At 73.2% G+C, this 24,125-nt stretch carries 21 protein-coding genes, 1 tRNA gene and 1 riboswitch; of the genes, 14 read left to right on the top strand and 8 right to left on the bottom strand.

The features are described from left to right. Positions 1–84: 84 nt before the first annotated feature. Positions 85–642, bottom strand: coding sequence for a TIGR03086 family metal-binding protein (locus tag ITJ48_RS09970; protein ID WP_194613563.1), 558 nt, complete (start codon positions 640–642; stop codon positions 85–87). Positions 643–778: 136 nt separating this feature from the next. On the opposite strand from ITJ48_RS09970, the gene ITJ48_RS09965 reads away from it, so the two are divergent. Next, complete coding sequence (locus ITJ48_RS09965; RefSeq protein WP_194613562.1) at positions 779–1,090, top strand: hypothetical protein; 312 nt, start codon at positions 779–781, stop codon at positions 1,088–1,090. A gap of 60 nt (positions 1,091–1,150) precedes the next feature. After that, the gene (yidC, locus tag ITJ48_RS09960) at positions 1,151–1,897 is read left to right on the top strand and encodes a membrane protein insertase YidC (RefSeq protein ID WP_194613561.1); all 747 of its coding nucleotides are present in this window, start codon (positions 1,151–1,153) and stop codon (positions 1,895–1,897) included. Positions 1,898–1,995: 98 nt separating this feature from the next. On the opposite strand, the gene ITJ48_RS09955 is transcribed toward yidC, so the two are convergent. Together ITJ48_RS09955 and ITJ48_RS09950 are read right to left on the bottom strand one after the other, a co-directional pair. After that, positions 1,996–2,547 (bottom strand): YceI family protein, encoded by a 552-nt coding sequence (locus tag ITJ48_RS09955; RefSeq protein ID WP_194613560.1) that lies wholly within the window; start codon positions 2,545–2,547, stop codon positions 1,996–1,998. A gap of 179 nt (positions 2,548–2,726) precedes the next feature. Next, on the bottom strand, positions 2,727–3,731 hold the full coding sequence (locus tag ITJ48_RS09950) for an aldo/keto reductase family protein (protein WP_194613559.1): 1,005 nt from the start codon (positions 3,729–3,731) through the stop codon (positions 2,727–2,729). A gap of 144 nt (positions 3,732–3,875) precedes the next feature. Here ITJ48_RS09950 and ITJ48_RS09945 point away from each other — a divergent pair, with 144 nt between their 5' ends. From ITJ48_RS09945 to ITJ48_RS09915, 7 genes are all read left to right on the top strand, one after another. Next, entirely contained in the window at positions 3,876–4,424 is a 549-nt protein-coding gene (locus ITJ48_RS09945) for a GtrA family protein (protein ID WP_194613558.1), read from the top strand. 129 nt (positions 4,425–4,553) lie between these two features. Then, positions 4,554–6,047 carry a glycosyltransferase gene (locus ITJ48_RS09940; RefSeq protein WP_370544870.1) on the top strand — a complete coding sequence of 498 codons (1,494 nt, stop codon included), beginning with the start codon at positions 4,554–4,556 and terminating at the stop codon, positions 6,045–6,047. Continuing rightward, positions 6,044–8,047, top strand: a complete 2,004-nt coding sequence (locus ITJ48_RS09935; RefSeq protein ID WP_194613557.1) for a glycosyltransferase — start codon at positions 6,044–6,046, stop codon at positions 8,045–8,047. The genes ITJ48_RS09940 and ITJ48_RS09935 overlap by 4 nt, the downstream gene beginning before the upstream one ends. A gap of 98 nt (positions 8,048–8,145) precedes the next feature. Then, positions 8,146–9,021, top strand: coding sequence for a DUF4397 domain-containing protein (locus ITJ48_RS09930; protein WP_192169811.1), 876 nt, complete (start codon positions 8,146–8,148; stop codon positions 9,019–9,021). Between the two features lie 129 nt (positions 9,022–9,150). After that, positions 9,151–10,329: a glycosyl hydrolase family 8 gene (locus ITJ48_RS09925; RefSeq protein WP_192041209.1), complete on the top strand. Its 1,179-nt coding sequence runs from the start codon at positions 9,151–9,153 to the stop codon at positions 10,327–10,329. Then, positions 10,326–11,033, top strand: a complete 708-nt coding sequence (locus ITJ48_RS09920; RefSeq protein WP_194613556.1) for a class F sortase — start codon at positions 10,326–10,328, stop codon at positions 11,031–11,033. The genes ITJ48_RS09925 and ITJ48_RS09920 overlap by 4 nt, the downstream gene beginning before the upstream one ends. Before the next feature lie 123 nt (positions 11,034–11,156). Next, entirely contained in the window at positions 11,157–11,963 is an 807-nt protein-coding gene (locus ITJ48_RS09915) for a polyprenol monophosphomannose synthase (RefSeq protein ID WP_370544869.1), read from the top strand. An 87-nt stretch (positions 11,964–12,050) separates the two neighbouring features. Here ITJ48_RS09915 and treZ read toward each other — a convergent pair whose 3' ends face one another. From treZ to glgX, 3 genes are all read right to left on the bottom strand, one after another. Next, positions 12,051–13,808, bottom strand: coding sequence for a malto-oligosyltrehalose trehalohydrolase (gene treZ, locus ITJ48_RS09910; protein WP_194613555.1), 1,758 nt, complete (start codon positions 13,806–13,808; stop codon positions 12,051–12,053). Between the two features lie 134 nt (positions 13,809–13,942). Continuing rightward, positions 13,943–16,339, bottom strand: a complete 2,397-nt coding sequence (gene treY / locus ITJ48_RS09905) for a malto-oligosyltrehalose synthase (protein WP_194613554.1) — start codon at positions 16,337–16,339, stop codon at positions 13,943–13,945. Further along, positions 16,336–18,534 (bottom strand): glycogen debranching protein GlgX, encoded by a 2,199-nt coding sequence (gene glgX / locus ITJ48_RS09900; protein ID WP_194613553.1) that lies wholly within the window; start codon positions 18,532–18,534, stop codon positions 16,336–16,338. The genes treY and glgX overlap by 4 nt, the downstream gene beginning before the upstream one ends. Before the next feature lie 162 nt (positions 18,535–18,696). Between glgX and ITJ48_RS09895 the strand changes: the two genes are divergently transcribed. The 5 genes from ITJ48_RS09895 (at position 18,697) to ITJ48_RS09875 (ending at position 23,369) form a co-directional block, all read left to right on the top strand. Then, positions 18,697–19,644 carry an NAD-dependent epimerase/dehydratase family protein gene (locus tag ITJ48_RS09895; RefSeq protein ID WP_370544868.1) on the top strand — a complete coding sequence of 316 codons (948 nt, stop codon included), beginning with the start codon at positions 18,697–18,699 and terminating at the stop codon, positions 19,642–19,644. A 31-nt stretch (positions 19,645–19,675) separates the two neighbouring features. Then, positions 19,676–19,786: riboswitch (TPP riboswitch) on the top strand. Then, positions 19,778–20,443, top strand: coding sequence for an ECF transporter S component (locus ITJ48_RS09890; protein WP_194613551.1), 666 nt, complete (start codon positions 19,778–19,780; stop codon positions 20,441–20,443). (Overlaps the previous riboswitch by 9 nt.) Before the next feature lie 19 nt (positions 20,444–20,462). Next, complete coding sequence (locus tag ITJ48_RS09885; RefSeq protein ID WP_370544867.1) at positions 20,463–21,941, top strand: ABC transporter ATP-binding protein; 1,479 nt, start codon at positions 20,463–20,465, stop codon at positions 21,939–21,941. After that, a complete protein-coding gene (locus ITJ48_RS09880) occupies positions 21,938–22,732 on the top strand; it encodes an energy-coupling factor transporter transmembrane protein EcfT (RefSeq protein WP_194613550.1) in 795 nt (264 codons plus the stop codon). The genes ITJ48_RS09885 and ITJ48_RS09880 overlap by 4 nt, the downstream gene beginning before the upstream one ends. Further along, the gene (locus ITJ48_RS09875) at positions 22,725–23,369 is read left to right on the top strand and encodes an ATP-binding protein (protein WP_228506856.1); all 645 of its coding nucleotides are present in this window, start codon (positions 22,725–22,727) and stop codon (positions 23,367–23,369) included. Before ITJ48_RS09880 ends, ITJ48_RS09875 begins: the two co-directional genes overlap by 8 nt. Here the strand turns inward: ITJ48_RS09875 and ITJ48_RS09870 are convergent. Both ITJ48_RS09870 and ITJ48_RS09865 read right to left on the bottom strand, forming a co-directional pair. Beyond that, positions 23,366–23,647 (bottom strand): metallopeptidase family protein, encoded by a 282-nt coding sequence (locus ITJ48_RS09870; protein WP_192169949.1) that lies wholly within the window; start codon positions 23,645–23,647, stop codon positions 23,366–23,368. The genes ITJ48_RS09875 and ITJ48_RS09870 overlap by 4 nt on opposite strands. Before the next feature lie 377 nt (positions 23,648–24,024). After that, positions 24,025–24,100, bottom strand: a tRNA-His gene (locus tag ITJ48_RS09865). Positions 24,101–24,125: the final 25 nt, after the last annotated feature.

Here is a 24,125-nt window from a genome sequence, read left to right as displayed (position 1 = left end):
GCTCCGCCTGCCCTGCGTCGGCGGGCGGGGGCAGCCCGCGTCAGCGACCAGGGCAGCCTGCGTCAGCGAGCGGGGCAGCCTGCGTCAGCGCGCGTCGCGGCCCGTCAGCGCGAGCAGGCGCACGAGCATCGGGGCGTCGTCGTCCACGGGCACCGGCGAGGCGAAGAGCCCGGAGGCCTCGAGGGCGTCCCGCTGCGGCTCGAAGACCGACCAGACGGCGGCGACGAGGTCGTCGTCCAGCTCTTCGTCGGAGCCGATGGCGCGGGCGAGGTCCCACGCGTGGATGGTGACGTCGGCGACCTGCTCGGCGAGGTACTCGTGCACGGGCACGACGTCCGAGCTGAGCCGGACGGACGCGTCCGGGTCCGCCTCGCGCCAGGCCTCGGCCGCGGCGCGCGACGACCGGTGCCAGGCGTCGACGAGGTCGTCGCCGAGCGGCTCGACCGAGGCCTGCGCCTCGCTCGGGTCGCCGCCCTCCAGCAGGACGGGCACCCACTGCTGCTCACGGGTCACGTGGCGCACGAGGTCGCGCACGGCCCACTCGGTGTCGGGCGTCGGGGCGTCCCAGTCGGTGACCGCCTCGACGCGGCGTGCGAACTCGGCGTGCGCCCGGTGCTGCAGGGTGATCCAGTCGTGCGTCATGCGGGTCCTCCTCGGAGCAGGTGTGACGGTGACAACGCAGGAGGCGCGCGAGCCTTCCCGAGGACGGCCGCGGCATCCGGGGTCCGCCGTCAGCGTACCTACCGGGCGCCCCGGCGTGTCCTCTAGTGTCGGGTGCATGTCCTCCCTGCTCGAGCTGCTGGTGCGCGTCCTCGCGCCGCTCGAGCTCGCGCTCGCGACCGGGCTCGCCGTCGGCCACGCCGGGTCGCTGCCCGCCACGGTCGTCGTCGGCCTCGTCGGCGCCGCCGCGGTGCTGGCGATCGTGGTCGTCGCCCGCGCGGTGCTGGCGCTCGCGGGGCTGGGCGCGGCCGTGCCGGGGCCGGTGCTGACCGAGGCGGCCGACGTGCGCCTCCTCGTCTTCGCCCGCGACCCCGACTCCGACGGACACGTGCGCGCCCGGGCGCCGGGACGGCTCCTCCCGGCCGTCTGACCGCACCCGCGGCGCCCGACGGCCAGAAGCGACCTCTTCCCTTCTGCCGTGAGGACCTCCATGGACCTGTCCGCCTTCCCGCCCCTCGCCGTCGTCCTCGACGGCCTGCACACCGTCGTCGTCGCGCTGAGCGACCTCGTCGAGCCGATCGCCGGCGCCTCGTCGTCCGCGCTCGCCGTCGTGCTCCTGACCCTGCTCGTCCGCGTCCTGCTGGTGCCCGTGGGGGTGTCACAGGTGCGCGCGGAGATCGGCCGTCGCCGCCTGGCACCGGCCCTCGCCGACCTGCGTCGGCGGATCCGCGACCCCCAGGCGCTGCAGCGCGCGACGGCGGCGCTCTACACGTCGGAGAAGGTCTCGCCGTTGGCGGGCTGCCTGCCGACGCTCGCCCAGGCACCGGTGCTCACGGCGGTCTGGTCGCTGTTCTCGCACCCCGTGATCGCCGGGCACGCCAACGCCCTGCTCGGGCACGTCCTGGCCGGTGCGGCGCTCGGCGCCTCGCTGGTGGGCTCGGTCGGTCCCGTCGTCGGCGGCGTCGTGGCGGGTGCCGTCTGGCCCTTCGTGGTGCTGCTCGTCGTGCTCGCGCTCGTCGTCGAGCTGCGACGACGGACCGACCTGCGGGCCGCGGGCCCGGTCGCGACGACGCCGGGGCAGGAGGCGCTGCCCGGCCTCGCCACGGTCGCCCGCGTGCTGCCCTTCGTCACCGTCGTCGTCGCGGCGTTCGTGCCGCTCGCCGCCGCCCTGTACATGGTGACGAGCGCGGCGTGGACGCTGGGGGAGCGGGCGGTGCTCCGCCGGGTCCTGGCCTAGGAGGGGCGGAGCACGACGAAGGGCCCGCCCCTGCGAGTGCAGGTGCGGGCCCTCCGGTCACGGTCGCGCCCGGGGGCGCGTCGTGCGTGCGGCGTGGACTACGGCGCGAGGACGAACTGGATCTCGAGCGTGACGGTGACGTCGTTGCCGAGGGTGAAGCCGCCGGCCTCGAGGGCGGCGTTCCAGGTCACGCCGAACTCGGTGCGGTCGATCTTCGTGGTGGCCGAGAAGCCGAGCTTGGTCTGGCCGTAGCCGTCGACGACCAGGCCGCCGAGCTCGCTCTTCAGGGTGACGGGCTTCGTGACGCCGCGGAGGGTCAGGTCGCCGTGCACGAGGAACGCGTCGTCGCCCTTCTCCTCGATGCTGGTCGAGACGAAGGTCATCTTCGGGTGCTCCTCGGCGAGGAAGAAGTCGCCGGTCTGGAGGTGGCCGTCGCGGTCCTTCTGGTTCGTGTTGACCGAGGCCACGTCGATGGACGCGGTGACCTTGCTGGCGGTGTGGTCCTCGTCCGTGACGAGCGAGGCGTCGAACGACTCGAACGAGCCCTTGACCTTGCTGATGGCGAGGTGGCGGACGCTGAACGAGACCTCGCTGTGCGTGGGGTCGAGGGTCCAGGTGCCGGCGGGGATCTTCTCTGCGGTGATGGCCATGGTGTTCTCCTGCTGTTCTGTGGGCTGTTCGGTGAGTTGTTCGATGAGATCTAGATCGGTGACGTGTCACCGAAGGTCGGTACGAGTATATGCAAGCGCATCCTCCCGCGCGACATTCCCGATCTCCGGCAGGAGATCGGGAACGTCGTCAGGTCGGTCGCGCGGGCGGGCCAGGCGGCTCAGGCCGGGCGCTGGGCGGGCGAGACCGTCTTGGCGGGATCGCGCTCCGCGAGGTCGCCGAGGGCCTCGTCGATCCCCGTCATGACCTCGGCGGGCAGCGTCACGCCGGCCGCCTTGACGTTGTCGGCGACCTGCTCGGGACGCGAGGCCCCGATGATCGCGGAGGCGACGTTGTCGTTCTGCAGCACCCACGCGATGGCGAGCTGGGCCATCGAGAGCCCCAGGTCGGCGGCGATCGGCTCGAGGGCGGCGACGCCGGTGAGGACCTCGTCGGTCAGGAAGCGCTTGATGGTGTTCGCGCCGCCCTTCTCGTCGGTCGCGCGGCTGCCGGCGGGCAGCTCGGCGCCCGGCTTGTACTTGCCGGTGAGCACGCCCTGCGCGACGGGGGACCAGACGATCTGGCTCAGGCCGTGCTGCTTGCTCGCGGGGACGACCTCCTGCTCGATGACCCGCCACAGCATCGAGTACTGCGGCTGGTTCGAGATGAGCTGCACGCCGAGCTTCTCGGCGAGCGCGTGGCCGGCGCGGATCTGCTCCGCGTTCCACTCGCTCACGCCGATGTAGAGCGCCTTGCCCTGGCGGACGACGTCGGCGAAGGCCTGCATCGTCTCCTCGAGCGGGGTCTCGCTGTCGTAGCGGTGCGCCTGGTACAGGTCGACGTAGTCGGTGCCGAGCCGCTTCAGGGAGCCGTCGATCGACTCCAGGATGTGCTTGCGGCTGAGGCCGGTGTCGTTGTGGCCCGCCGGGCCCGTCGGCCAGTAGACCTTCGTGAAGATCTCGAGCGACTCGCGCCGCTCGCCGGCGAGCGCCGCGCCGAGCACCGTCTCGGCGCCCGTGTTCGCGTAGGCGTCCGCGGTGTCGAAGGTCGAGATGCCCGCGTCGAGGGCGGCGCGGACGCACTGCGTCGCGACGTCGTTCTCGACCTGCGACGCGTGCGTCAGCCAGTTGCCGTAGGTGATCTCAGAGATCTTGAGACCGCTGTGTCCGAGGTATCTGAATTCCATGGGCTCACGCTACGCGCGTCCCGGGCGCGAGGCGAGCGGCAGCCGGGACGCTCATGTGAACAGCGCGTGACGCCTACCTGGCAACCAGCACACAACGCCGTACCCCGGGCAAACCCCCTTCCGGGGGGCCCCCGAACCGGTGTCATGCCCGACGCCACTGCCCTCGACCAGAGGGTGACCACCCGACCGGCCGACGCTTCCGGCGTCGACCCTGCCGCCGCCTCCTCGGCGACGTCCTCCGTGCCCGCCCGCGCTGCCGTCTCGGTGCGCGTGGCGAGCCGCCTCCGCGAGCTCGCGACCTTCGGCCTCGTCGGCGGCATCGCCTTCGTCGTCGACGTGAGCGTCTACAACCTGCTGCGCGTCACGCTGCTCGACGACAAGCCGATCGGCGCGAAGGTGATCTCGGTGATCATCGCGACCGCCGTCGCGTGGCTCGGCAACCGCTACCTCACGTTCCGTGCCGACCGCGGCCGTGCCGTGCTCAAGGAGGCCGTCGTCTTCGGCCTCGTGAACGTCGGGGGGCTGGCCATCGCCTCCCTGTGCCTCTTCGTGTCGCACTACGTGCTCGGCCACACCAGCCAGCTCGCCGACAACATCGCGGCGAACGGCGTGGGGCTCGTGCTCGGCACGGCGTTCCGCTACGTCGCCTACCGCTGGTTCGTCTTCGCGCCGGCCACGGCCGACGCCCGCTGACCGCACCACCCGCCCCACCCGCATCGCGCACCACCCGAACTGCGCACCATCGGCACCACCCCGCTCGCGGCACCCGACCGTCGCGATCCGGAGACCACCTCCCACCCCTGACCCGACAGGAGAACGACCGTGTCGACTGACCCGACGCACCCCGTGCACTCCCTGCTCGCCGCCGGCGAGCCGCAGCCCCTGCTGACGCCGCAGGCACCCACGAGCCCTGACCAGTTCGTGCCCAACCGCGGCGCCACGTCCGGCGCGGGGGAGGCCCTCTCGGGCTTCTCGCTGCCCGACTGGAGCCCCTTCGAGTGGATCGGCTACTCGTCGCTCGTCCTCGTGTCGCTGCTGCTGACCGCGGTGGCCGTCTCGACGCTGTGGTGGATGCTGCACGCCTGGCGCTCGAAGGACAACCTCGAGGGCAGCCAGTTCAGCTCCGACCCCCTCGACGCGCGCCACTCGTTCACCCTGCTGGTCCCCGGACGGCACGAGGAGGAGGTCATGGGCCAGACCCTCGACCGCCTCGCGCTGCAGGACCACCCCGACTTCGAGATCATCGCGATCGTCGGCCACGACGACCCGGGCACCGAGCGCGTCGCCCGTGAGGCCGCGGCCCGCCACCCCGAGCTGATCCGCGTGGTCGTGGACTCGAGCGTCCCCAAGAACAAGCCCAAGGCGCTCAACCTCGCGCTGCAGACCTCGCGCGGCGAGATCGTCGGCGTGTTCGACGCCGAGGACGAGGTGCACCCCCGCCTCCTGACGCTCGTCGACTCGCGCTTCAGCGAGACCGACGCGGACGTCGTCCAGGGCGGCGTGCAGCTGATGAACTTCCAGTCGAGCTGGTGGAGCCTCCGCAACGTGCTCGAGTACTACTTCTGGTTCCGCTCGCGCCTGCACTTCCACGCCAAGGAGAAGTTCATCCCGCTCGGCGGCAACACCGTCTTCGTCCGCAAGGACTGGCTGGACTGGTCCGAGGGCTGGGACGCCGAGTGCCTCGCCGAGGACTGCGAGCTGGGCGTCCGCCTGTCGAGCGCCGGCGCGAAGGTCGTCGTCGCCTACAGCCCCGAGGTCGTCACCCGCGAGGAGACCCCCGGCACGTTCGTCTCGCTGCTCAAGCAGCGCACCCGCTGGAACCAGGGCTTCATGCAGGTCTACGGCAAGGGCGAGTGGAAGAAGCTGCCGCGTCTGCGCCAGCGCCTCATGGCCCGCTACCTGCTGACCATGCCCTTCATCCAGGCGGCCACGGGCCTCCTGATCCCCATCTCCGTCATCCTGATCTTCACGATCAAGGTGCCGACGGCCATCGCGCTCGTCTCGTTCATCCCGCTGGCGCCGACCCTGGTGCTGCTGGCCGTCGAGTTCACCGGCCTCCGGGAGTTCGGCCGCACCTACGGCCAGAAGGTCCGGGCCCGCGACTACTTCCGTCTGATCTGGGGCCTCATCCCATACCAGATCTTCCTCGCCCTCGCCGCCGTGCGAGCCGTCTTCCGTCAGATCCGGGGCATGAACGCCTGGGAGAAGACGGAGCACACCGGAGCCCACCGCCCCGCCGAGACCCCTGCCCCCCAGGAGGCGCCGCGCGCGTCCCAGCAGGAGCCCGCCCTCGCCATGACCGGAGGTGACCGATGACCAGCACGCTGAACCGCCCGACGGCGGTCGACGACCGCATCGCCTCGGCGCCGCGCCGTCCCGGCACGCCCATGCAGCCTGCCCCCGAGCGCTCGCCGGGGTGGCTCCGCCGCCACGGCGCCAGCCTCGCCTGGCTGCTGCCCCTGATGGCGATCGCCGCCGTCGTGCAGGCCTTCAACATGGCCGGCTCGCCGCAGCGCATCGACGACGAGGGCACGTACACGGCCCAGGCCTGGGCCGTCCAGAACCTCGGAGAGCTCGCCCACTACACCTACTGGTACGACCACCCCCCGGTGGGCTGGCTGCAGATCTCGGCCTACACGGCCCTGACCGGAGCCTTCGACCGCTACGACGTCGCGGTGCTGGCCGGCCGCGAGGCGATGCTCGCCTTCACCGTCGTCGCCGTCGCCCTGCTCTGGCTGCTCGCCCGCAAGCTCGGCCTCAGCCGCCCCGCCGCGGCCGTCGCCGGCCTCGTGTTCGCCGTGTCGCCGCTGGCCCTGCAGTTCCACCGGACGGTCTACCTCGACAACGTCGCGACGCCGTGGCTCCTGGCCGCGTTCGTCTTCGCCCTCAGCAAGCGCTACCAGCTCGCCGGCTTCGCCGCCGCCTCCGTCTCGTTCGGCATCGCGGTGCTCTCGAAGGAGACGTACTTGCTGGCCCTGCCGTTCCTGGCCTGGATGATGTGGCGCGGCGCCGACAAGTCGACCCGCCGCTACACGCTCTCGATCGCGGGCAGCCTGCTCGTGCTCGTCGGCCTCGGCTACGTCGCGCTCGCCGCCGTCAAGGGAGAGCTGCTGCCGGGCGCCGGCCGGGTCAGCCTGCTCGAGGGCATCCAGTTCCAGCTCGCGACCCGCGAGGCGAGCGGCTCGGTGCTCGACACCGGCAGCCTCTTCTTCGCGACGGTCTCGCAGTGGTGGCAGCTCGACCAGGTGCTGATCGTCGTCGGCACCCTCGCCTCCGTCGTCGGCCTCTTCATGAAGCGGGTCCGCCCGATCGCCGTGATGATGGTCTTCCTGATCGCCTTCATGTTCCGTCCCGGCGGCTACCTGCCGGTGCCGTACGTGATCATGCTGCTGCCGTTCGCGGCGCTGCTGATCGCCGCGGTCACGGACGCCGCCGTGAAGTCGGTGCGGGCGCGCCGGGCCGGCGCCGTCTCGACGGCCGCGGTCCGCACCGGGTCCGTCACCTGGATCGCGCTCACCGTCGCCGCCGTGGTGGCGCTGGTGCCCCTCTGGGCCGTGCAGCTGCGCGGGTTCCTCGACTCCGACCTCGACGCGCCGATGCGCAACGCCGAGACCTGGGTCGAGACCAACGTCCCGAAGGACAGCCGTCTCCTCGTCGACGACGCGGTGTGGGTCGACCTGGTCCGTGCCGGCTTCGCCCGGGACAACGTGATCTGGTTCTACAAGATCGACACCGACGGCGCCGTCCAGGCTCAGTCGCCGAACGGCTGGCGCGACTCGGACTACCTGTTCGAGACCGAGTCGGTCCGGACGTCGGGAGCAGGATCGCCCGACGTGCGCTCGGCCCTCGAGAGCTCGACGGTCGTCGCCTCCTTCGGCGACGGCGACCAGCAGGTGAACATCCGCCGGATCGACAGCGACGGCGCCGCCGAGGCGCAGCGCTCCGGGGACGCCGCCGCCGCCGCGCGGTCCGCCGCCGGTGCCGAGCTCGCCCAGAACCCGGACCTGCAGGTGTCGGCCACGTTCGACCAGGCCCTCCGCGACGGCCGCCTCGACCCGCGTGCCCTGATCGTCCTCGGTCAGCTCGCGGCCGCGGCGCCCATCTCGGTCGCCGACCCGGCCGCCCTGCCGGGTGAGCAGGAGTCCGTGTTCCGGCAGTTCGACGTGACGCCGCAGGGCGGCGAGACCGTCGCGCAGCTCGACACGCTCCTCCGCGGCCTCGGCGACACCTACGAGCCGGCCTCGATCGAGCCGCAGGGAGACGGCCTCCGCATCACGTTCTCCGCCGTCGCCCCGTCGGGCGTCCTGTCCGACTGACCACGTCGCCGGGGGTCGTCCACACGACCCCCGGCACCCCTCCTCACCGCCGTCGCGCCCTCTCGGACGCGGCACCCGACCGGAAAGGAACCATCCTGATGACCTCACTCCACAGCAGCACCGCACGCACCGCCTCCGCGACCGCCGCCTCCTCGACCACCACCCCGAGGCGCCGCCTCGTGACCGTCCTCGCGCTCACGGCGGCGACAGGCGTCGCCCTCGCCGGGTCGCTCGTCGGCGCGTCGCCCGCACACGCCGCCGACGGCGACGGCTGGGTCCGCGTCGGCCACCTCTCGCCCGACACCAAGTCGGTCGACGTGACCCTGACCTCGCTCGCCGGCGGCCAGGTCGTCATGGACCTCGACGACGTCACGTTCGGCCAGGTCAGCCCGTACCAGGCGCTGACGCCCGGCACCTACGTCGTCTCGATGACCGCCGCCGACGCACCCGCCGACGCGAAGCCGGTCATCACCACGAACGTCACCGTCGACAGCGGACAGCCGATCACGGCCCTCGCCTACGGACCCAACGACGACCTCGAGACCCGCGTCGTCAAGGACGACCTCACCCCGCCGACGGACGGCCAGGCCAAGGTGCGCCTGTTCCAGGCCGCGACCGTGAGCAAGACCGTCTCGGTCGCGACGACGACCGGCACGACCATCGCGTCGAAGGCCTCGTTCGGCAGCGCCAGCGGCTACGCCGAGGTGGCCGCCGGCCCGTGGAGCCTCGACCTGACCGGCCAGAAGGTCACCGGCACGAGCGACGTCGACCTCGCCGCCGGCAGCATCAACACGCTGTTCGTGCTCGACAACTCGACCGGCGGGCTCACCGTCGTGCCGGTGGTCGACAGCGCGGCCACGGCGCAGGCCCCCGTGGGCGGCGTCCAGACGGGCGGCGGCTACCTGGCCGAGCACCCCGTGAAGGACGAGCCCGCCGGCTTCTGGGCCACCGTCCGCAGCTGGTTCGGGGCCTGAGATCCCGAGGAGGCGCGGTGAGCGACCACCGTCGCCGCGCCTCCTCGGGCCCCGCCCGCAGCGCCCTCCACGAAGCACCCCGCGCGGACCCCGCTCCGTGAGCCACACCGAGACCCCCAGAGGAACGACATGACGAAGAAGACGAAGGCACTGCTCGCCGCAGTGGTCGTCGCGGCCCTGGCCGTGACCGCCGGCATCGCCCTCCTCGTCGTCGGAGCACCCGGCGGCGCCCCCGACCGCACCGCCGGGGGGCCTGCCGAGAGCAGTGACCCCGGCACCGGCGACAGCACTCCCGACGCCCGCAGCGCCACGCAGATCGGCGAGGACTTCCTCGACGAGTGGGTGGACGACGACGGCCGCGTCGTCCGTCGCGACCAGGGCGACGACACCGTCAGCGAGGGACAGGCCTACGGCATGCTCGTCGCTGCGGCCGTCGGCGACGAGGACCGCTTCGCCGCCATCTGGGACTGGACGAAGGAGGAGCTGGTCCGGCAGGACGGACTGCTCGCCTGGCGCTGGGCCGACGGCGCCGTCGTCGACGACATGCCCGCCAGCGACGCCGACGTCGACGCCGCCAGGGCCCTCGTGCTCGCCGGTGCGGCGTTCGACCGACCCACCTGGACCACCGAGGGAGTCCAGCTCGGCACGCACGTGCTCGACGAGATGACGGCGAGCACCGACGTGGGACGCATCCTGCTCCCCGGCCCCTGGGCCGCCGGCTCCGGCCCGTGGTCGTACAACCCCTCCTACGCCGCGCCGGCCGCCTTCGCGCAGCTCGGCGAGGCCAGCGGCGACCCCCGCTGGGCCGAGCTCGAGCAGGGCTCCCGTGCGGTCACCACGAACGTGCTGACCGCCACCGCCCTGCCGAGCGACTGGGCGCAGGTGCAGCAGGACGGCACCGTCGTCCCCCTGCCGAGCGCCGACGGCTCGTCGGGCACGGTCCAGTACAGCTACGACGCCGGCCGGCTCGCCCTGCGGTACGCCGAGTCGTGCGACCCGGTCGACGTGGCGCTGGCCGCCCGGCTCGCGCCGGTGCTGCAGCGCTACCCCGACCTGCCGATGCAGCTCGACCTGGGCGGCCAGGAGGTGGGCCAGGACCAGAGCCCGCTCGCCTACGCCGCGCGGGCCGCCGCGCTCGCCAGTGCGGGGGAGCCCGACGCCGCCGCGGCCGACCTCGGTCGTGCCGACGCGCTGGCGCAGTCGACTCCGACCTACTACGGCGCCGCCTGGGCCGCGCTCGCCGCCCTCCAGCTCGACGACGAGGGCTCGGCCCTCGGCGCCTGCTCGCCGCTGGCGGTGTCCCGATGAGCGTCTCGCAGTTCGTCTCGTCGCACCGTCGAGCCGCGATCGCGCTCGGCGCCGCCGTGCTGCTGCTCGCCGGGGGCGCGACCGTCGCCGCCGTCGCGGCGCAGCCGGGCGGGTCCGGCTCAGGATCGGATGCGCAGGGCTCGGCCCCGACCACGGCACCGGCGTCGTCCGCCTCGGCGAGCGCCGACCCCGCCAGCGGGGCCGCGGGCTCGTTCCAGGACCCCGCGGCGCCGTCGTACACCCCGCCTCCTGCGGGGGCGACGCCCGAGCGGGTGCAGATCCCGTCCATCGGGGTCGACTCCGGCCTCGAGGACCTCGGGCTCGGCGCCGCCGGCGAGCTCGACCCGCCGCAGGCGTGGGAGTCGGCCGGCTGGTACCGCGACGGCACCGTGCCCGGAGCCGTCGGGCCGGCCGTCATCGCCGGGCACGTCGACTCGGGCAGCGGACCCGCCGTCTTCGTCGACCTGGCGAAGCTGGCCGTCGGGGACGAGGTCCAGGTGACCCTGTCGACCGGCACCGTCGAGACGTTCCGCGTCACGGGCAGCGAGCGGACGCCCAAGGCGACGTTCCCCACCAGCGACGTCTACGGCTCGACCCCGACGCCGAGCCTGCGCCTCATCACCTGCGACGGCACGTTCGACCGCTCGACCGGGCACTACGTCGACAACCTCATCGTCTTCGCCGACCTCGTGTCGACGAGCTGACGCCCCGCACGCTCACCACCGCACGACCCCGCGGCCGACGCACCCGACGCGCCGGCCCGCACCGCACCACCTCACCCGACCCGCACCGCCTTCCCTCCGACCCGACCGGAAAGGACCACCCCCGTGAACGACGCGCTCGTGATCATCCCCACCTACGACGAGAGGGACAACCTCGACATGATCGTCAGCCGGACCCTCGCGTCCGGCGCCGCCGTCGACGTCCTCGTCGTCGACGACGGCTCGCCCGACGGCACCGGTGCCCTCGCCGACACCTGGGCGGCCCGCGAGCCCCGCGTGCACGTGATGCACCGGACCGAGAAGGCGGGCCTCGGCGCCGCCTACCTCGCCGGCTTCGCCTGGGGCCTCGAGCGCGGCTACGACGCGATCGTCGAGATGGACGCCGACGGCTCGCACCACCCCGAGGACCTGCCCCGCATGCTCGGCCTGCTCGCCGACGACGACCTCGTGCTCGGCTCGCGCTGGGTGCCGGGCGGCGAGGTCGAGAACTGGCCGCTGCGGCGTGAGCTGCTCAGCCGCGGCGGCAGCTGGTACACCCGCGGCGCCCTCGGGATCCGCGTGGCCGACACGACGGGCGGCTTCCGCGCGTTCCGTGCCTCGGCCCTCCGCCGCATCGACCTCGACGCCGTCGAGTCGCGTGGCTACTGCTTCCAGGTCGACCTGCTCTGGCGCGCCCTCCAGGCGGGCCTCCGGGTCGTCGAGACTCCGATCACGTTCACCGAGCGCGTCCACGGCGCCTCGAAGATGAGCGGCTCGATCGTCAGGGAGTCGCTGACCAAGGTGACCCTCTGGGGTCTCCGCCGACGAGGGCGTGCCCTCGTCGAGCTGGTCGTGCGACACCGTCGCCTGCCGAGCGTCCGCGCGACGTCGCACCGGGTCGGGCCCGTCGTGCGCCACGCGCAGGCGCGCTAGCAGGGAGGCGGCACCGTCCGCACGGCAGGGGTGGTCAGCCCCGGCCGTGCGGACGTCGTCATGTCCGGGCTCGGTCGAGCGGCGCGGCTAGCGGACCACCGCGACCGAGTGCGGCGGCAGGACCAGCTCGGCGCCGGCCGCGATCGAGTCGTCGCTGGCGAAGAGCACGGAGGAGGCGGGCACGTCGACCCGCGCCTCCTGCGTCCCGAAGTTGACGGCCACCCGGATCGTGCCCCGGGTCATCACGAACCAGCCGGCCTCGGCGTCGTGCTCGACCGACGTGAGGCCGAGGCGCGGGTCGGTGAGCTCGGGCTCGGCACGGCGCAGCGCCGTGAGCTGCTGGTAGGCGTCGAGCAGCAGGGCGTGGCGCCCGCGCCCGAGCTCCGACCAGTCCAGCTTCGAGTCCTCGAACGTCTGCGGGTCCTGGGGGTCGGGCACGACCGACTCGTCCCAGCCCGACTTCGCGAACTCGGCGATGCGGCCCTTCGCGGTGGCCTCGCCGAGCTCCTTCTCAGGGTGCGACGTGAAGAACTGCCACGGGGTCGACGCGCCCCACTCCTCGCCCATGAAGAGCATCGGCGTGTACGGCGAGGTGAGGGTCAGCGCCGCGGCGATCTGCAGCTGGCCGTCGTCGCGGGTGGCCGCGAGGCGGTCGCCGGCGGCGCGGTTGCCGATCTGGTCGTGGTTCTGGTTCGCGACGACGAGGCGCCAGGCGGGCATGTGCTCGACGTCGACCGGGTGGCCGTGGTCGGCCTCGCGGAACGACGACCAGGTGCCGTCGTGGAAGAACCCCTTCGTGACGACCTTCGCCAGCGAGTCGAGCGACGCGAAGTCGGCGTACCAGCTGTTCGTCTCGCCGGTCAGGGCGACGTGCAGGGCGTGGTGGAAGTCGTCGCTCCACTGCCCGTCGAGGCCGAAGCCCTGACGGTGGTCGGGTCCGAAGCCGCCGCCGTCGCGAGGCGTGACGAGGCGAGCGTCGTTCAGGTCGCTCTCGGCGATCAGCGTCAGCGGACGGCTCAGGTGGGCGCTGAGGGCGGCGGTGCGCTCGCCCATCTCCTGCAGCAGGTGCACGGGGCTGTCGTCGACGAGCGCGTGCACGGCGTCGAGCCGCAGGGCGTCGACGTGGAACCGCTCGAACCACATCAGCGCGTTGTCGAGGATGAACTCGCGCACCTCGTGCGAGCCCTCGTCGTCGAGGTTGACGTTGTCGCCCCACGTGTTCGCGTGCTTGCTCGACAGGTACGGGCCGAACACGGGCAGGTAGTTGCCCGAGGGGCCGAGGTGGTTGTAGACGACGTCCTGCACGACGCCGAGCCCGGCGGCGTGGGCGGCGTCGACGAAGCGCTGGTACGCGTCGGGTCCGCCGTAGTTGTCGGTCACGGTGAACCAGTCCACCCCGTCGTAGCCCCAGTTCCAGCGGCCGTTGACGCCGTTGACCGGCAGCAGCTCGACGAGGTCGACGCCGAGCTCGACCAGGTGCGGCAGCTTCTCGATCGCCGAGTCGAGCGTGCCGTCGGGCGTGAAGGTGCCGACGTGCAGCTCGTAGACCACCGCGCCGGCGAGCTGACGACCCGTCCAGGAGGCGTCGGTCCAGTCGAACGAGTCGCCGTCCCAGGTCTCGCTGAGGCCGTGCACCCCGTCGGGCTGGCGCCGCGACCGCGGGTCGGGCAGGGGCGTCTCGCCGCCGTCGACGAGGAACCCGTAGCGGTGGCCGGGGGAGCGGTCGAGGTCGGCCCGCGCACGCCACCAGCCGGTCGCGGTCTCGTGCTCGAGCGGCAGCACGGCGCCGTCGAGGTGCAGCTGCACGGTGGTCGCGGTGGGTGCCCAGACGTCGTAGACGCTCATCGGTCTCCTCGGGAGGTGTGGTGGTCGGGAAGGTGCAGGTGGTCGGGTGGCCGCGGGCAGGACGACGAACCGCCGACCCGCAGGGGGTCGACGGTAGTCGTGCGGAGGGGCGCTGTTCCTGCCCTGCGGCGTCCTTACTGCTCTTCCGCAGGGACGAGCAGCGCGACGGGGTACGTGTCGAGCACGTCGGCGAGGCGGAGGCGCCCGCCCTCGTGCTCGCGCCCGGTGAGCACGTCGCGCCAGCGGCGGCCCTGGACGAGGACGACGGTGTCGCCCCAGCCCCCGGCCTGCTCGAGGGCGACGGGCAGGCGCGTCGCGATGGTCAGCGCGCCGCCGCGGTCGGCGGCCACGGCCGAGTCGGCCTGGTCGCCGAACACGGGCAGGGCGCCGTAGCGCGTGAACAGCTCCGGGCGGTCGCGACGGAGCGTCAGCGCCCGGTGCGTGACGAGCAGCTTCGCCGCGCCCGTCTCGTCGACGGGCGGCGTCTCGCCGGCGGCGACCTGGTCGAGGAGGCGGCGGCGCAGCGCGAAGTCGACCTCGCGACGGTTGTCCGGGTCGACGAGCGAGTGGTCCCACAGCTCGCCGCCCTGGTAGACGTCGGGGCTGCCGGGGCCGGTCAGCTGCAGCAGGGCGAGGCCGAGCGAGTTGCTGCGGCCGGGGGCGCGGACGACGTCGACGATCCTCTCGATCTCGTGCCGCACCTCCTCGTGGTCGAAGACCGCGTCGATCGCCGCGTGCATGCGCTCCTCGAAGGCCTCCGCGTCGGCGGTGCGGTCGGTCCACGTGGTCGAGGTGCTCGCCTCGCGGCTCGCCTTCTCGGCGTAGGCGTGCAGTCGCTCGCGCGATGCGGGCCAGGCGCCGACGACGCTCTGCCAGAGGACGTTCTCGAACGGGCCGTCGCCGATCGGGGCGAGGTCGCGGAGGCGCTCGAGGGTCGCCGTCCACTCGTCGCCGATCTCGGAGAGCACGGTGATCCGCGAGCGCACGTCGGCGCTGCGCTTCGTGTCGTGCGTCGACAGCGTCGTCATGCCGAAGGGCCGCTCCGCCAGGCGGGCCTGCTGGCGAGCGTGGAACTCGGCGGGCGTCAGCGAGAACTCGGCGGGGTCCGCGCCGACCTCGGTGAGGGTGGCGAGACGGCTGTAGCGGTAGAACGCCGTGTCCTCGACTCCCTTGGCCATGACCATGCCGCTGGTCTGCTGGAAGCGCACCGACGCCGGGTGCGACTCGTCGGCGAGGACGGCGACGACGCGGGCGATCTCGTCCGCGAGGTCGGGGCGGCTCCCGGTCGCGACCTCGGCCGCGCGGGCCAGCTGGTCGGCCCCCTGCGGGAGGTAGCTGCGGTAGACCGGGAACGCGGCGGCGAGCTCGGCGAGGGCGTCGACGACGGCGTCGTCCGCGCGTCCGTCGTCCGAGACGAGGCGCGCCAGGCGGCGGATCTCGCTGCCGAGGATGCCGTCGGCGATGCCGCGCTTCGTGCCGAGGATCATCCGGTGCCAGTCGACCGCCTCGTCCGACGCGCGGGCGTCGCCGTCCGCGGGGGAGTGCGCGCTGTCGTCGTCGGCGCGCAGGCGCGAGTCGAGGCCGTCGAGCGCGGCGGCGCCGCGGGGGTCGACGAAGACCCGGTCGAGGTCGGCGAGGGCGTCGTAGCCGGTGGTGCCGTCCGTCGCCCAGTCCTCGGGGAGGCGCTCGTCGCCCTCGAGGATCTTCTCGACGAGCACGTGGGCGCCGCCGGTCAGCGCGGCGAGCCGGTCGAGGTAGCCGCCCGGGTCGGCCAGGCCGTCCGGGTGGTCGACGCGGAGACCGTCGACGAGGCCCTCGCGGAACCAGCGCCCGATCTCGGCGTGCGACTCGTCGAAGACCCAGCCCTCCTCGACGCGGATGCCGGCGAGGGTGTTCACCGCGAAGAAGCGACGGTAGTTGAGGTCGGTGTCGGCGCGCTTCCAGTGCACGAGCTCGTACGACTGGCGGGCGTGCACGGCCGCGGCGTCGGCAGGGCCGTCCGCGGCGCCGCCGAGCGTGCCGGGTGCGATCGGGTAGACGTTCTCGTAGTAGTGCAGCTCGCCCTCGACGACCTCGAGGCCCTCGATCCGCCCGTCGTCGCCCGCGGGCTCGCCGAGCACGGGCAGCAGCACCTTGCCGCCGCCGGCCGCCCAGTCGACGTCGAACGCGTCGGCGTACCTGCTCTCGCGGCCGTGGGTGAGCAGGTCCCACCACCAGGTGCTGGCCTTCGGGGTCGCGACGCCGACGTGGTTCGGCACGATGTCGACGAGGACGCCGAGGTCGGCGCCGTGGGCACGCTCGGACAGGGCGTCGAGGCCCGCGGCGCCGCCGCGGTCGGGGTCGACCCGGCTGTGGTCGACGACGTCGTAGCCGTGGTCGCTGCCCGGCTCGGCCTCGAGCACGGGCGACAGGTAGACCCAGTCGGCGCCGAGGTCGCGCAGGTACTGCACCTGGTCGGCCGCGGCGAACAGGTCGAAGCCCGCCCTGATCTGCAGCCGGTAGGTGGAACGGGGGTGGTCGTGTCGGGTCACGCGGGCTCCTCGGCCGTGGCTCGGAGGACGACGAGGGAACGGCCCGCCACGGGGAGCCGGTCGCCGGCGAGCAGCGCCGCAGGGATCTGCGGCGTGCTGGGGGGCTGGACGGTGGTCGCGGTCCGCGTCGCCGTCGGCGTGCGCGGTGCGGCCTGGGCAGGGGGCGGAGGCGCCGACACGGTGCTGTCGACCACCACCTCCCAGCCCTCCGCGTACTCGTCGGGCGGCAGGACGAAGGTGACCGTCTCCGCGCTCGCGTTGAAGTACAGGACGAAGTTCACGTCGGTGATGCGGCCGCCGCGCTGGTCGCGCCCCCGGATGCCGTCGCCGTTGAGGAACATGCCGATCGCCTTGGCGTAGGACTCGTTCCACTCGCCCTCCTGCATGGCGTCGCCCTCGGGCGTCAGCCAGACGATGTCGGGCAGCGGCTCGCCCTCGCCCCGGGTGACGGGACGGCCGTTGAAGTAGCGCTGACGACGGAACGTGGGGTGGTCGTGCCGCAGCTTGATCACCTCGGCGACGAACTCGACGAGCTCGCGGTCCGCCGCCTCCCAGTCGATCCAGCTGATCGGGCTGTCCTGGGCGTAGGTGTTGTTGTTGCCGCGCTGGGTGCGGCCCAGCTCGTCGCCGTGCAGCAGCATCGGGACGCCCTGGCTGAGCAGCAGGGTCGCGAGGAAGCTGCGCTGGCGCTGCTCGCGGAGGGCGCGCACCTGCGGGTCGTCGGTCTCGCCCTCGACGCCGCTGTTCCACGAGCGGTTGTGGCTCTCGCCGTCGGCGCCGCCCTCGCCGTTCGCGTCGTTCTGCTTCTCGTTGTAGCTGACGAGGTCGCGCATGGTGAAGCCGTCGTGCGCCGTCACGAAGTTGATGCTCGCGACCGGGCGGCGACCGTCGCGCTCGTAGAGGTCGGCCGAGCCGGTGATGCGGCTCGCGAACTCGCCGAGGGTCGAGGGCTCGCCGCGCCAGAAGTCGCGGACGGTGTCGCGGTACTTGCCGTTCCACTCGGTCCACTGGGGCGGGAAGTTGCCGACCTGGTAGCCGCCGGGGCCGACGTCCCACGGCTCGGCGATCAGCTTGACCTGGGACACGATCGGGTCCTGCTGCACGAGCTCGAAGAAGGTCGACAGCCGGTCGACCTCGTAGAACTCGCGGGCGAGGGAGGCGGCGAGGTCGAAGCGGAAGCCGTCGACGTGCATCTCGGTCACCCAGTAGCGCAGGCTGTCCATGATCAGCTGCAGCGAGTGCGGGTGACGGACGTTGAGGCTGTTGCCGGTGCCCGTGTAGTCCATGTAGTGCTTGGCGTCGCCGTCCATCAGCCGGTAGTAGGCGGCGTTGTCGATGCCCTTGAACGACAGGGTCGGCCCGAGGTGGTTGCCCTCGGCCGTGTGGTTGTAGACGACGTCGATGATGACCTCGATGCCCGCGGCGTGCAGCACCCGCACCATCGTCTTGAACTCCTGCACCTGCTGGCCGATGTCGCCCGTGGCCGAGTAGGCCGCGTGGGGCGCGAAGAAGCCGATGGTGTTGTAGCCCCAGTAGTTGCTGAGGCCCTTCTCGAGCAGCGTGTTGTCCTGCACGAACTGGTGCACGGGCATCAGCTCGAGGGTCGTGATGCCGAGCTTCTTGAGGTGGTCGATGATCGCCGGGTGGGCGACGCCGGCGTAGGTGCCGCGCTCGTCCTCGGGGATGTCGGGGTGCGTCTCGGTGAGCCCCTTGACGTGCGCCTCGTAGATGACGGTCTCGTCGTAGCTGTACTTCGGGGGGCGGTCGCCCTGCCAGTCGAAGAACGGGTTGATGACGACGCCGAGCATCATGTGCGGGCCGCTGTCGTCGTCGTTGCGGGAGTCGGGGTCGCCGAAGTGGTACGCGAAGAGCGACTCGTCCCAGTCGATCTCGCCGCAGGTGGCCTTGGCGTACGGGTCGAGCAGCAGCTTGGCGGGGTTGGCCCGCGAGCCCGTCGCGGGGTCGTAGTCGCCGTGCACGCGGTAGCCGTACTTCTGCCCGGGCTGCACCGTCGGAAGGTAGGCGTGCCAGACGTAGGCGTCGACCTCGGTGAGGGGCACTCGCGTCTCGGCGCCGTCGGCGTCGAAGAGGCAGAGCTCGACCTTGCTGGCCGCCTCGCTGAAGATCGCGAAGTTGGTGCCGCTGCCGTCGTAGGTGGCGCCGAGCGGGTAGGGGTTGCCTGGCCAGGTGTGCAATCGGACCTCCGGGTCGTGGACCACGTCAGCCTACGGGCAGCGGGCGCACCGGGGCCGCCGCGCCTAGCGTCGGGGCATGACGACCGCAGCGCTGCCGACGACGGCAGCTGTCCTCGACCCCCGCCCGCGCCTCCTCGTCGGGGCCTCGTCGTGAGGGTCGTCGTGATCGGCGCGACCGGGCACGTCGGGGGCTACCTCGTGCCGCGGCTCGTGCTCGCCGGGCACGACGTCGTCGCCGTGTCGCGCGGCGCCTCGGCGCCCTACCGCGAGCACGCCGCCTGGGCGAGCGTCGAGCGGGTGCAGCTCGACCGCGAGGCCGGCGACGCCGACGGCTCGTTCGGCCGGGCGATCGCCGACCTGCACGCGGACGTCGTCGTCGACCTGATCTGCTTCACGCCCGCCTCCGCCCTCTCGCTCGTCGACGCGCTGCGCGGCAGCGGCACGGTGCTGCTGCACTGCGGCACCATCTGGGTGCACGGTCCGTCGGCGGAGGTGCCGGTGACCGAGGAGGCGCGGCGCACGCCGGTCGGCGAGTACGGCACGCAGAAGGCCGAGATCGAGCGCCTGCTGCTCGCCGAGTCGCGACGGCCCGGCGGCGTGCCGAGCGCCGTGCTGCACCCCGGCCACATCACCGGGCCCGGCTGGCCGATGATCAACGCCGTCGGCAACCTCGACCTCGACGTGTGGGAGGCGCTCGCCGCGGGACGCGAGGTCGTCATGCCGGGGCTCGGGCTCGAGACCGTCCACCACGTGCACGCCGACGACGTCGCGCAGGCGTTCCAGCGGGCCGTCGAGCGTCCGGCGCAGGCCGTGGGGGAGTCGTTCCACGTCGTCAGCGAGCGCGCCGTGACCCTGCGCGGCCTCGCCGAGCAGGTCGCGAGGACCTTCGGGCAGGAGGCGCACCTCACGGTCGCGTCGTTCGACGACTTCCGAGCGCAGCGCAGTCCCGAGTCGGCCGACGCGTCGTGGGAGCACCTGTCGCGCAGCCACTCGATGAGCATCGACAAGGCGCGGCGGCTGCTCGGCTACGCGCCGCGCTACACGAGCGTCGAGGCGATCGTCGAGGGCCTCGAGTGGCTGCGCGCCGACGGCCAGCTCACGCTCGCCTGACGCGGCCGGGCCGCAGCGGCGCTATGATCGGCGGCACACACACGGGAGTCCGGTGATCCGGGCTGAGAGGAAGCGATCCACGCTTCGACCGTCGAACCTGATCTGGATCATGCCAGCGCAGGGAGGAGAGAACATGTCTGTTTCCGTGTCCGCGAACGAGGCCCAGCCCGATCGCCAGGATCGTCCCACAGCCTCGGGGTCGCAGAAGTCGCCGAGGCCGTCGCGCCGCTGGCGTGTCGTCGACATCGTCGTCGCCAGCGTCATCGGCGTCGCCTGCGGCGTCGTCTTCTGGGCCTGGGGCCTCGCGTGGGAGCCGCTCAGCAACCTGCTGGCCTTCACGCCCGGCCTCTCGGGCCTGCTCTCGGGCGGCTGGCTCTTCGCCGGCGTGCTCGGCGGGCTGATCATCCGCAAGCCCGGCGCCGCGGTCTACACCGAGGTGATGGCCGCCGTGGTGTCGATGCTGATCGGCACGCAGTGGGGCTTCTCCACGCTGATCTGGGGCGTCGTCGAGGGCCTCGGCGCCGAGCTCGTCTTCGCGGCGTTCCTCTACTCGTCCTTCCGCCTCCACGTCGCCCTCCTCGCCGGGGCCGGCGCGGGCGTCGCGGTAGCCTTGCTCGACACCTCGTTCTCGTCGATCGCCGCGACCGCGCTCGAGTTCAAGGTCGTCTACGGCATCAGCGCCGTCGTCTCCGGCGTCGTCCTGGCCGGTCTGCTCTCCTGGCTCGCCGCCCGGGGGCTCGCCCGCACCGGCGCGCTCAGCCGCTTCGCCTCCGGCCGCTCGGCCGAGGCACGCGTCTGAGCATCGCGTCCTCGACGACGTGACCGCCACTTCCGGCGCCCGGGTCGACGCCCGCGGCTGGGGGTGGCGGCACGCCGGCCGGATCCTCCCGGCCGTGTCCGAGCTCGACCTCGTCGTCGAGCCGGGCGAGCGCGTGCTGCTGCTCGGCGCCTCCGGGGCCGGCAAGTCGACCTTGCTCGCCGGGCTCGCGGGCGTGCTGGGCGGGGACGACGAGGGCGACGCCCGCGGCGAGCTGCTCGTCGACGGGCGGCCCCCGGCCGAGCAGCGCGGGCGCGTCGGGCTGGTGCTGCAGGATCCCGACTCGCAGGTCGTCCTCGCCCGCGTCGGCGACGACGTGGCCTTCGGCTGCGAGAACATCGGCGTGCCGCGCGACGAGACGTGGCGCCGCGTCGACGACGCCCTCGACGCCGTCGGGCTCGATCTGCCGCGCTCGTGGCCGACCGCCCAGCTGAGCGGCGGGCAGAAGCAGCGCCTCGCGCTCGCCGGCGCCCTCGCGATGCGACCCGGGCTCGTCCTGCTCGACGAGCCGACGGCGAACCTCGACCCCGAGGGCGTCGTCGAGGTGCGCGACGCCGTCGCCCGGGTGGCCGAGCGCACCGGCGCGACGCTCGTCGTCGTCGAGCACCGCGTCTCGGTCTGGCTGCCCGTCGTCGACCGCGTCGTCGTGCTCGCGGCGGGCGGGGGAGTCCTCGCCGACGGCGCCCCCGAGGAGGTGCTCGACCGGCAGCGCGCACGGCTCACGGAGGCGGGGGTGTGGGTCCCCGGGGTCGTGCCGGAGCCGCCCGTCCGGCGTCGCGCCTCCTCGCGGGGACCGCTTCTCGAGGCCGCCGGTCTGGCGGTGGGCCACCGCGGCCCGCGCGGCCGCTCCGTCGCCTCCGACATCGACCTCGTGGTGCACGACGCCCGCACGCTGGCCGTGACCGGCCCCAACGGCGCGGGCAAGTCGACGCTCGCCCTGACGCTCGCCGGCCTGCTCGCCCCGGTCTCGGGCGAGCTGCGTGCCACGGCCGAGCTCGCCGCCGGTGCCGGCACCGTGCCCGTGCGGTGGCGCTCGCGCGAGCTGCTCACCCGGGTCGGCACGGTGTTCCAGGACCCGGAGCACCAGTTCCTCACCCCCACCGTGCGTCGCGAGCTGGCGGTCGGGCCGGAGGCGCTCGGCGAGCCGGCCGCGCAGGTGGCCGAGCGCGTCGACGAGCTGCTGGCCCGCCTCCGGCTCGACCACCTCGCCGGCGCGAACCCGTTCACGCTGTCAGGGGGCGAGAAGCGGCGCCTGTCGGTGGCGACCGTCCTCGCCTCGCGGCCGCGCCTCCTCGTGCTCGACGAGCCCACCTTCGGGCAGGACGCGCGCACCTGGCGCGAGCTGGTCGCGCTCCTGGCGGCCCTCGTCGACGAGGGCCGCAGCGTCGTCGCGGTCACGCACGACGCCGAGTTCGTCGCCGCGCTGGCCGACGAGGAGGTCGTCCTCGAGCGGCCCGCCGTCGTGGGGCAGGCGCGATGAGCCTGCTGGAGGCGGTCGAGACCGACCGCGTCGTCGGGCGGGTCAACCCCGTCGCGAAGCTGCTCGCCGCGCTCGTCGTGTCGGTGGTGCTGCTGCTCTCGATCGACTGGGTGTCGGCGGGCGTGGCGCTCGGTCTCGAGCTGCTGCTGTTGCCGTGGGCGGGGCTCTCGGCGAGGCAGCTGCTGCGGCGGACCGCGCCGCTCTGGATCGCCGCGCCCATGTCGGTCGTCGTCACGGTGCTCTACGGTCGCGACGACGGCGCCGTGCTGCTGCAGTTCTGGTGGATCAGCGTGACGGAGGGGTCCGTCTCGTTGGCCTTCGCCATCGGGCTGCGCATCCTCGCGGTCGGCATCCCCGGCATCGTCCTGCTCGCGACGACCGACCCCACCGACCTCGCCGACGGTCTCGCGCAGGTGCTGCGGCTGCCGGCGCGCTTCGTCCTCGGCGGCCTCGCGGGCCTCCGGCTGGCGGGGCTCTTCGCGGACGACTGGCGCCAGCTCGCCCTCGCCCGTCGGGCGCGCGGCGTCGCCGACGCGCGGGGCCCGGTCGCCGCCGCACGCCGCCTCGCCGGGCAGGCGTTCGCGCTGCTCGTCCTGTCGGTGCGTCGCGGAAGCAAGCTCGCGACGGCGATGGAGGCGAAGGGCTTCGGCTCGGACACGGAGCGCACCTGGGCCCGGCCGTCGACCGTGGGGCTCCGCGACGCCGTGATGATCGTGATCGGCGTGCTCGTCGCGGCGGCGGCCGTCACCGCGGCCGTGCTCGCGAGGACGTGGGAGTTCGTCCTTGCCTGAGGAGGGGACGGCCGACGTGGGCCGGCCCGACGCCGACGCGCGTCGTGTCGTCGTCGACCTGCTGACGAGGGCGCAGGAGGCGCGGGTCGGCCAGGACCGCGTCGTGCTGCTGATCGACGGCCGCTCCGGCTCGGGCAAGACCACGTTGGCTCGTCACCTGGTCGATGCGTGGCCGGTCGACCGGCTCGGACCGGTGCAGCTCGTCCACCTCGACGACGTGTACCCGGGCTGGCACGGGCTCGAGGAGGCCTCGCGGGCGGTCGAGTCGTCGATCCTCGCGGCGGCGGACCCGGGGTGGACCACGTGGGACTGGCAGGCCGGCGTGCCGGGGGAGCGCCGGACGCTCGACCCGGCCGTGTCGCTGGTCGTCGAGGGCGCCGGGGCGCTGACCCGCGCCTCCTCGGCCCTGGCGACGCTGCGCGTCTGGCTGGAGCTCGACGACGAGACGCGGCGGGCCCGGGCGCTGCGGCGCGACGGCGCGACCTACGAGCCGTGGTGGGGCGTGTGGGCCGAGCAGGAGGAGCGGCACCTCGCGGCGGACGGCCCGCGGGGCCTCGCCGACGTCGTCGTGGACGTCGGGCGCGGCGATTCGGTCGACGGCTCGGTCGGCGACCCCGTCGGCGGCTCGGCGGGCTAGGCCCAGCCGAGCTCGTGCAGCTGTGCGTCGTCGATGCCGTAGAAGTGCGCGATCTCGTGCACGAGCGTGACGTGGATCTCGTCGCGGAGCTCGTCCTCGGTGTCGACGACGGCGAGGTGCGGCTCGCGGTAGAGGATGATCCGGTCGGGCAGTTCGCCGAAGCCGTAGGTGCCGCGCTCGGTGAGGGCGACGCCGTCGTAGAGGCCGAGGAGGTCGAGGGAGCCGTCCTCGGGGCGGTCGTCGGTGACGAAGACGACGTTGTCGAGGCCGTCGACCATGTCGTCGGGCAGCTCGTCGAGCTCGGCCACGACCAGCTCGTCGAACCGCGCGAGGCTCAGCGTCGCCGGGTCGATGCCTGCCGCTGCCGCCGCGCCGTCAGCTCTCTGGTCGTCCACCGCCCCAGCGTCCCACACCCCCCTGACTGCCGCCGGCGGTCGCCGGGTCCCCACGCGGGAGCGACGAACCGGCCCGGAACATCGCGTCGCGTCATCGCTTTCGAGCAGCTTCTCGTGCCAGCGGCAACGAGCGAAGCGAAGTTGCTCTTCGCCGATGCGCGTGCTCGGCCATCCACGACGTCTTCGACGCGGAACGCGTCGAAGACAAGAAGGCACGGAACCCCAAAAAGGCCCTGCCGAGTAGGGCAGGGCCTTTCCATTGGGGTGAGTAACGGGGCTTGAACCCGCGGCCTCCTAGACCACAACCAGGCGCTCTACCAGCTGAGCTATACCCACCATGCGCGACTGCCGGAGCGATCGC

Origin of the sequence: Frigoribacterium sp. VKM Ac-2530, assembly GCF_015350835.1 — a bacterium.
Lineage (GTDB): Bacteria > Actinomycetota > Actinomycetes > Actinomycetales > Microbacteriaceae > Frigoribacterium.
The sequence above is the reverse complement of the archived record's forward strand: the minus strand, read 5'-3'. Positions and strand labels throughout refer to the sequence as shown.

Bases quoted from the DNA above. Each gene is read 5' to 3' on its own strand.
- treZ (WP_194613555.1), bottom strand. From the start codon at position 13,808: ATGAGCGTCTACGACGTCTGGGCACCCACCGCGACCACCGTGCAGCTG.
- ITJ48_RS09950 (WP_194613559.1), bottom strand. From the start codon at position 3,731: ATGGAATTCAGATACCTCGGACACAGCGGTCTCAAGATCTCTGAGATC.
- ITJ48_RS09965 (WP_194613562.1), top strand. From the start codon at position 779: ATGTCCTCCCTGCTCGAGCTGCTGGTGCGCGTCCTCGCGCCGCTCGAG.
- ITJ48_RS09925 (WP_192041209.1), top strand. From the start codon at position 9,151: ATGACGAAGAAGACGAAGGCACTGCTCGCCGCAGTGGTCGTCGCGGCC.
- ITJ48_RS09970 (WP_194613563.1), bottom strand. From the start codon at position 642: ATGACGCACGACTGGATCACCCTGCAGCACCGGGCGCACGCCGAGTTC.
- ITJ48_RS09880 (WP_194613550.1), top strand. From the start codon at position 21,938: ATGAGCCTGCTGGAGGCGGTCGAGACCGACCGCGTCGTCGGGCGGGTC.
- yidC (WP_194613561.1), top strand. From the start codon at position 1,151: ATGGACCTGTCCGCCTTCCCGCCCCTCGCCGTCGTCCTCGACGGCCTG.
- ITJ48_RS09930 (WP_192169811.1), top strand. From the start codon at position 8,146: ATGACCTCACTCCACAGCAGCACCGCACGCACCGCCTCCGCGACCGCC.
- ITJ48_RS09935 (WP_194613557.1), top strand. From the start codon at position 6,044: ATGACCAGCACGCTGAACCGCCCGACGGCGGTCGACGACCGCATCGCC.
- ITJ48_RS09870 (WP_192169949.1), bottom strand. From the start codon at position 23,647: ATGGTCGACGGCCTCGACAACGTCGTCTTCGTCACCGACGACCGCCCC.
- ITJ48_RS09920 (WP_194613556.1), top strand. From the start codon at position 10,326: ATGAGCGTCTCGCAGTTCGTCTCGTCGCACCGTCGAGCCGCGATCGCG.
- ITJ48_RS09945 (WP_194613558.1), top strand. From the start codon at position 3,876: ATGCCCGACGCCACTGCCCTCGACCAGAGGGTGACCACCCGACCGGCC.
- ITJ48_RS09955 (WP_194613560.1), bottom strand. From the start codon at position 2,547: ATGGCCATCACCGCAGAGAAGATCCCCGCCGGCACCTGGACCCTCGAC.
- ITJ48_RS09890 (WP_194613551.1), top strand. From the start codon at position 19,778: ATGTCTGTTTCCGTGTCCGCGAACGAGGCCCAGCCCGATCGCCAGGAT.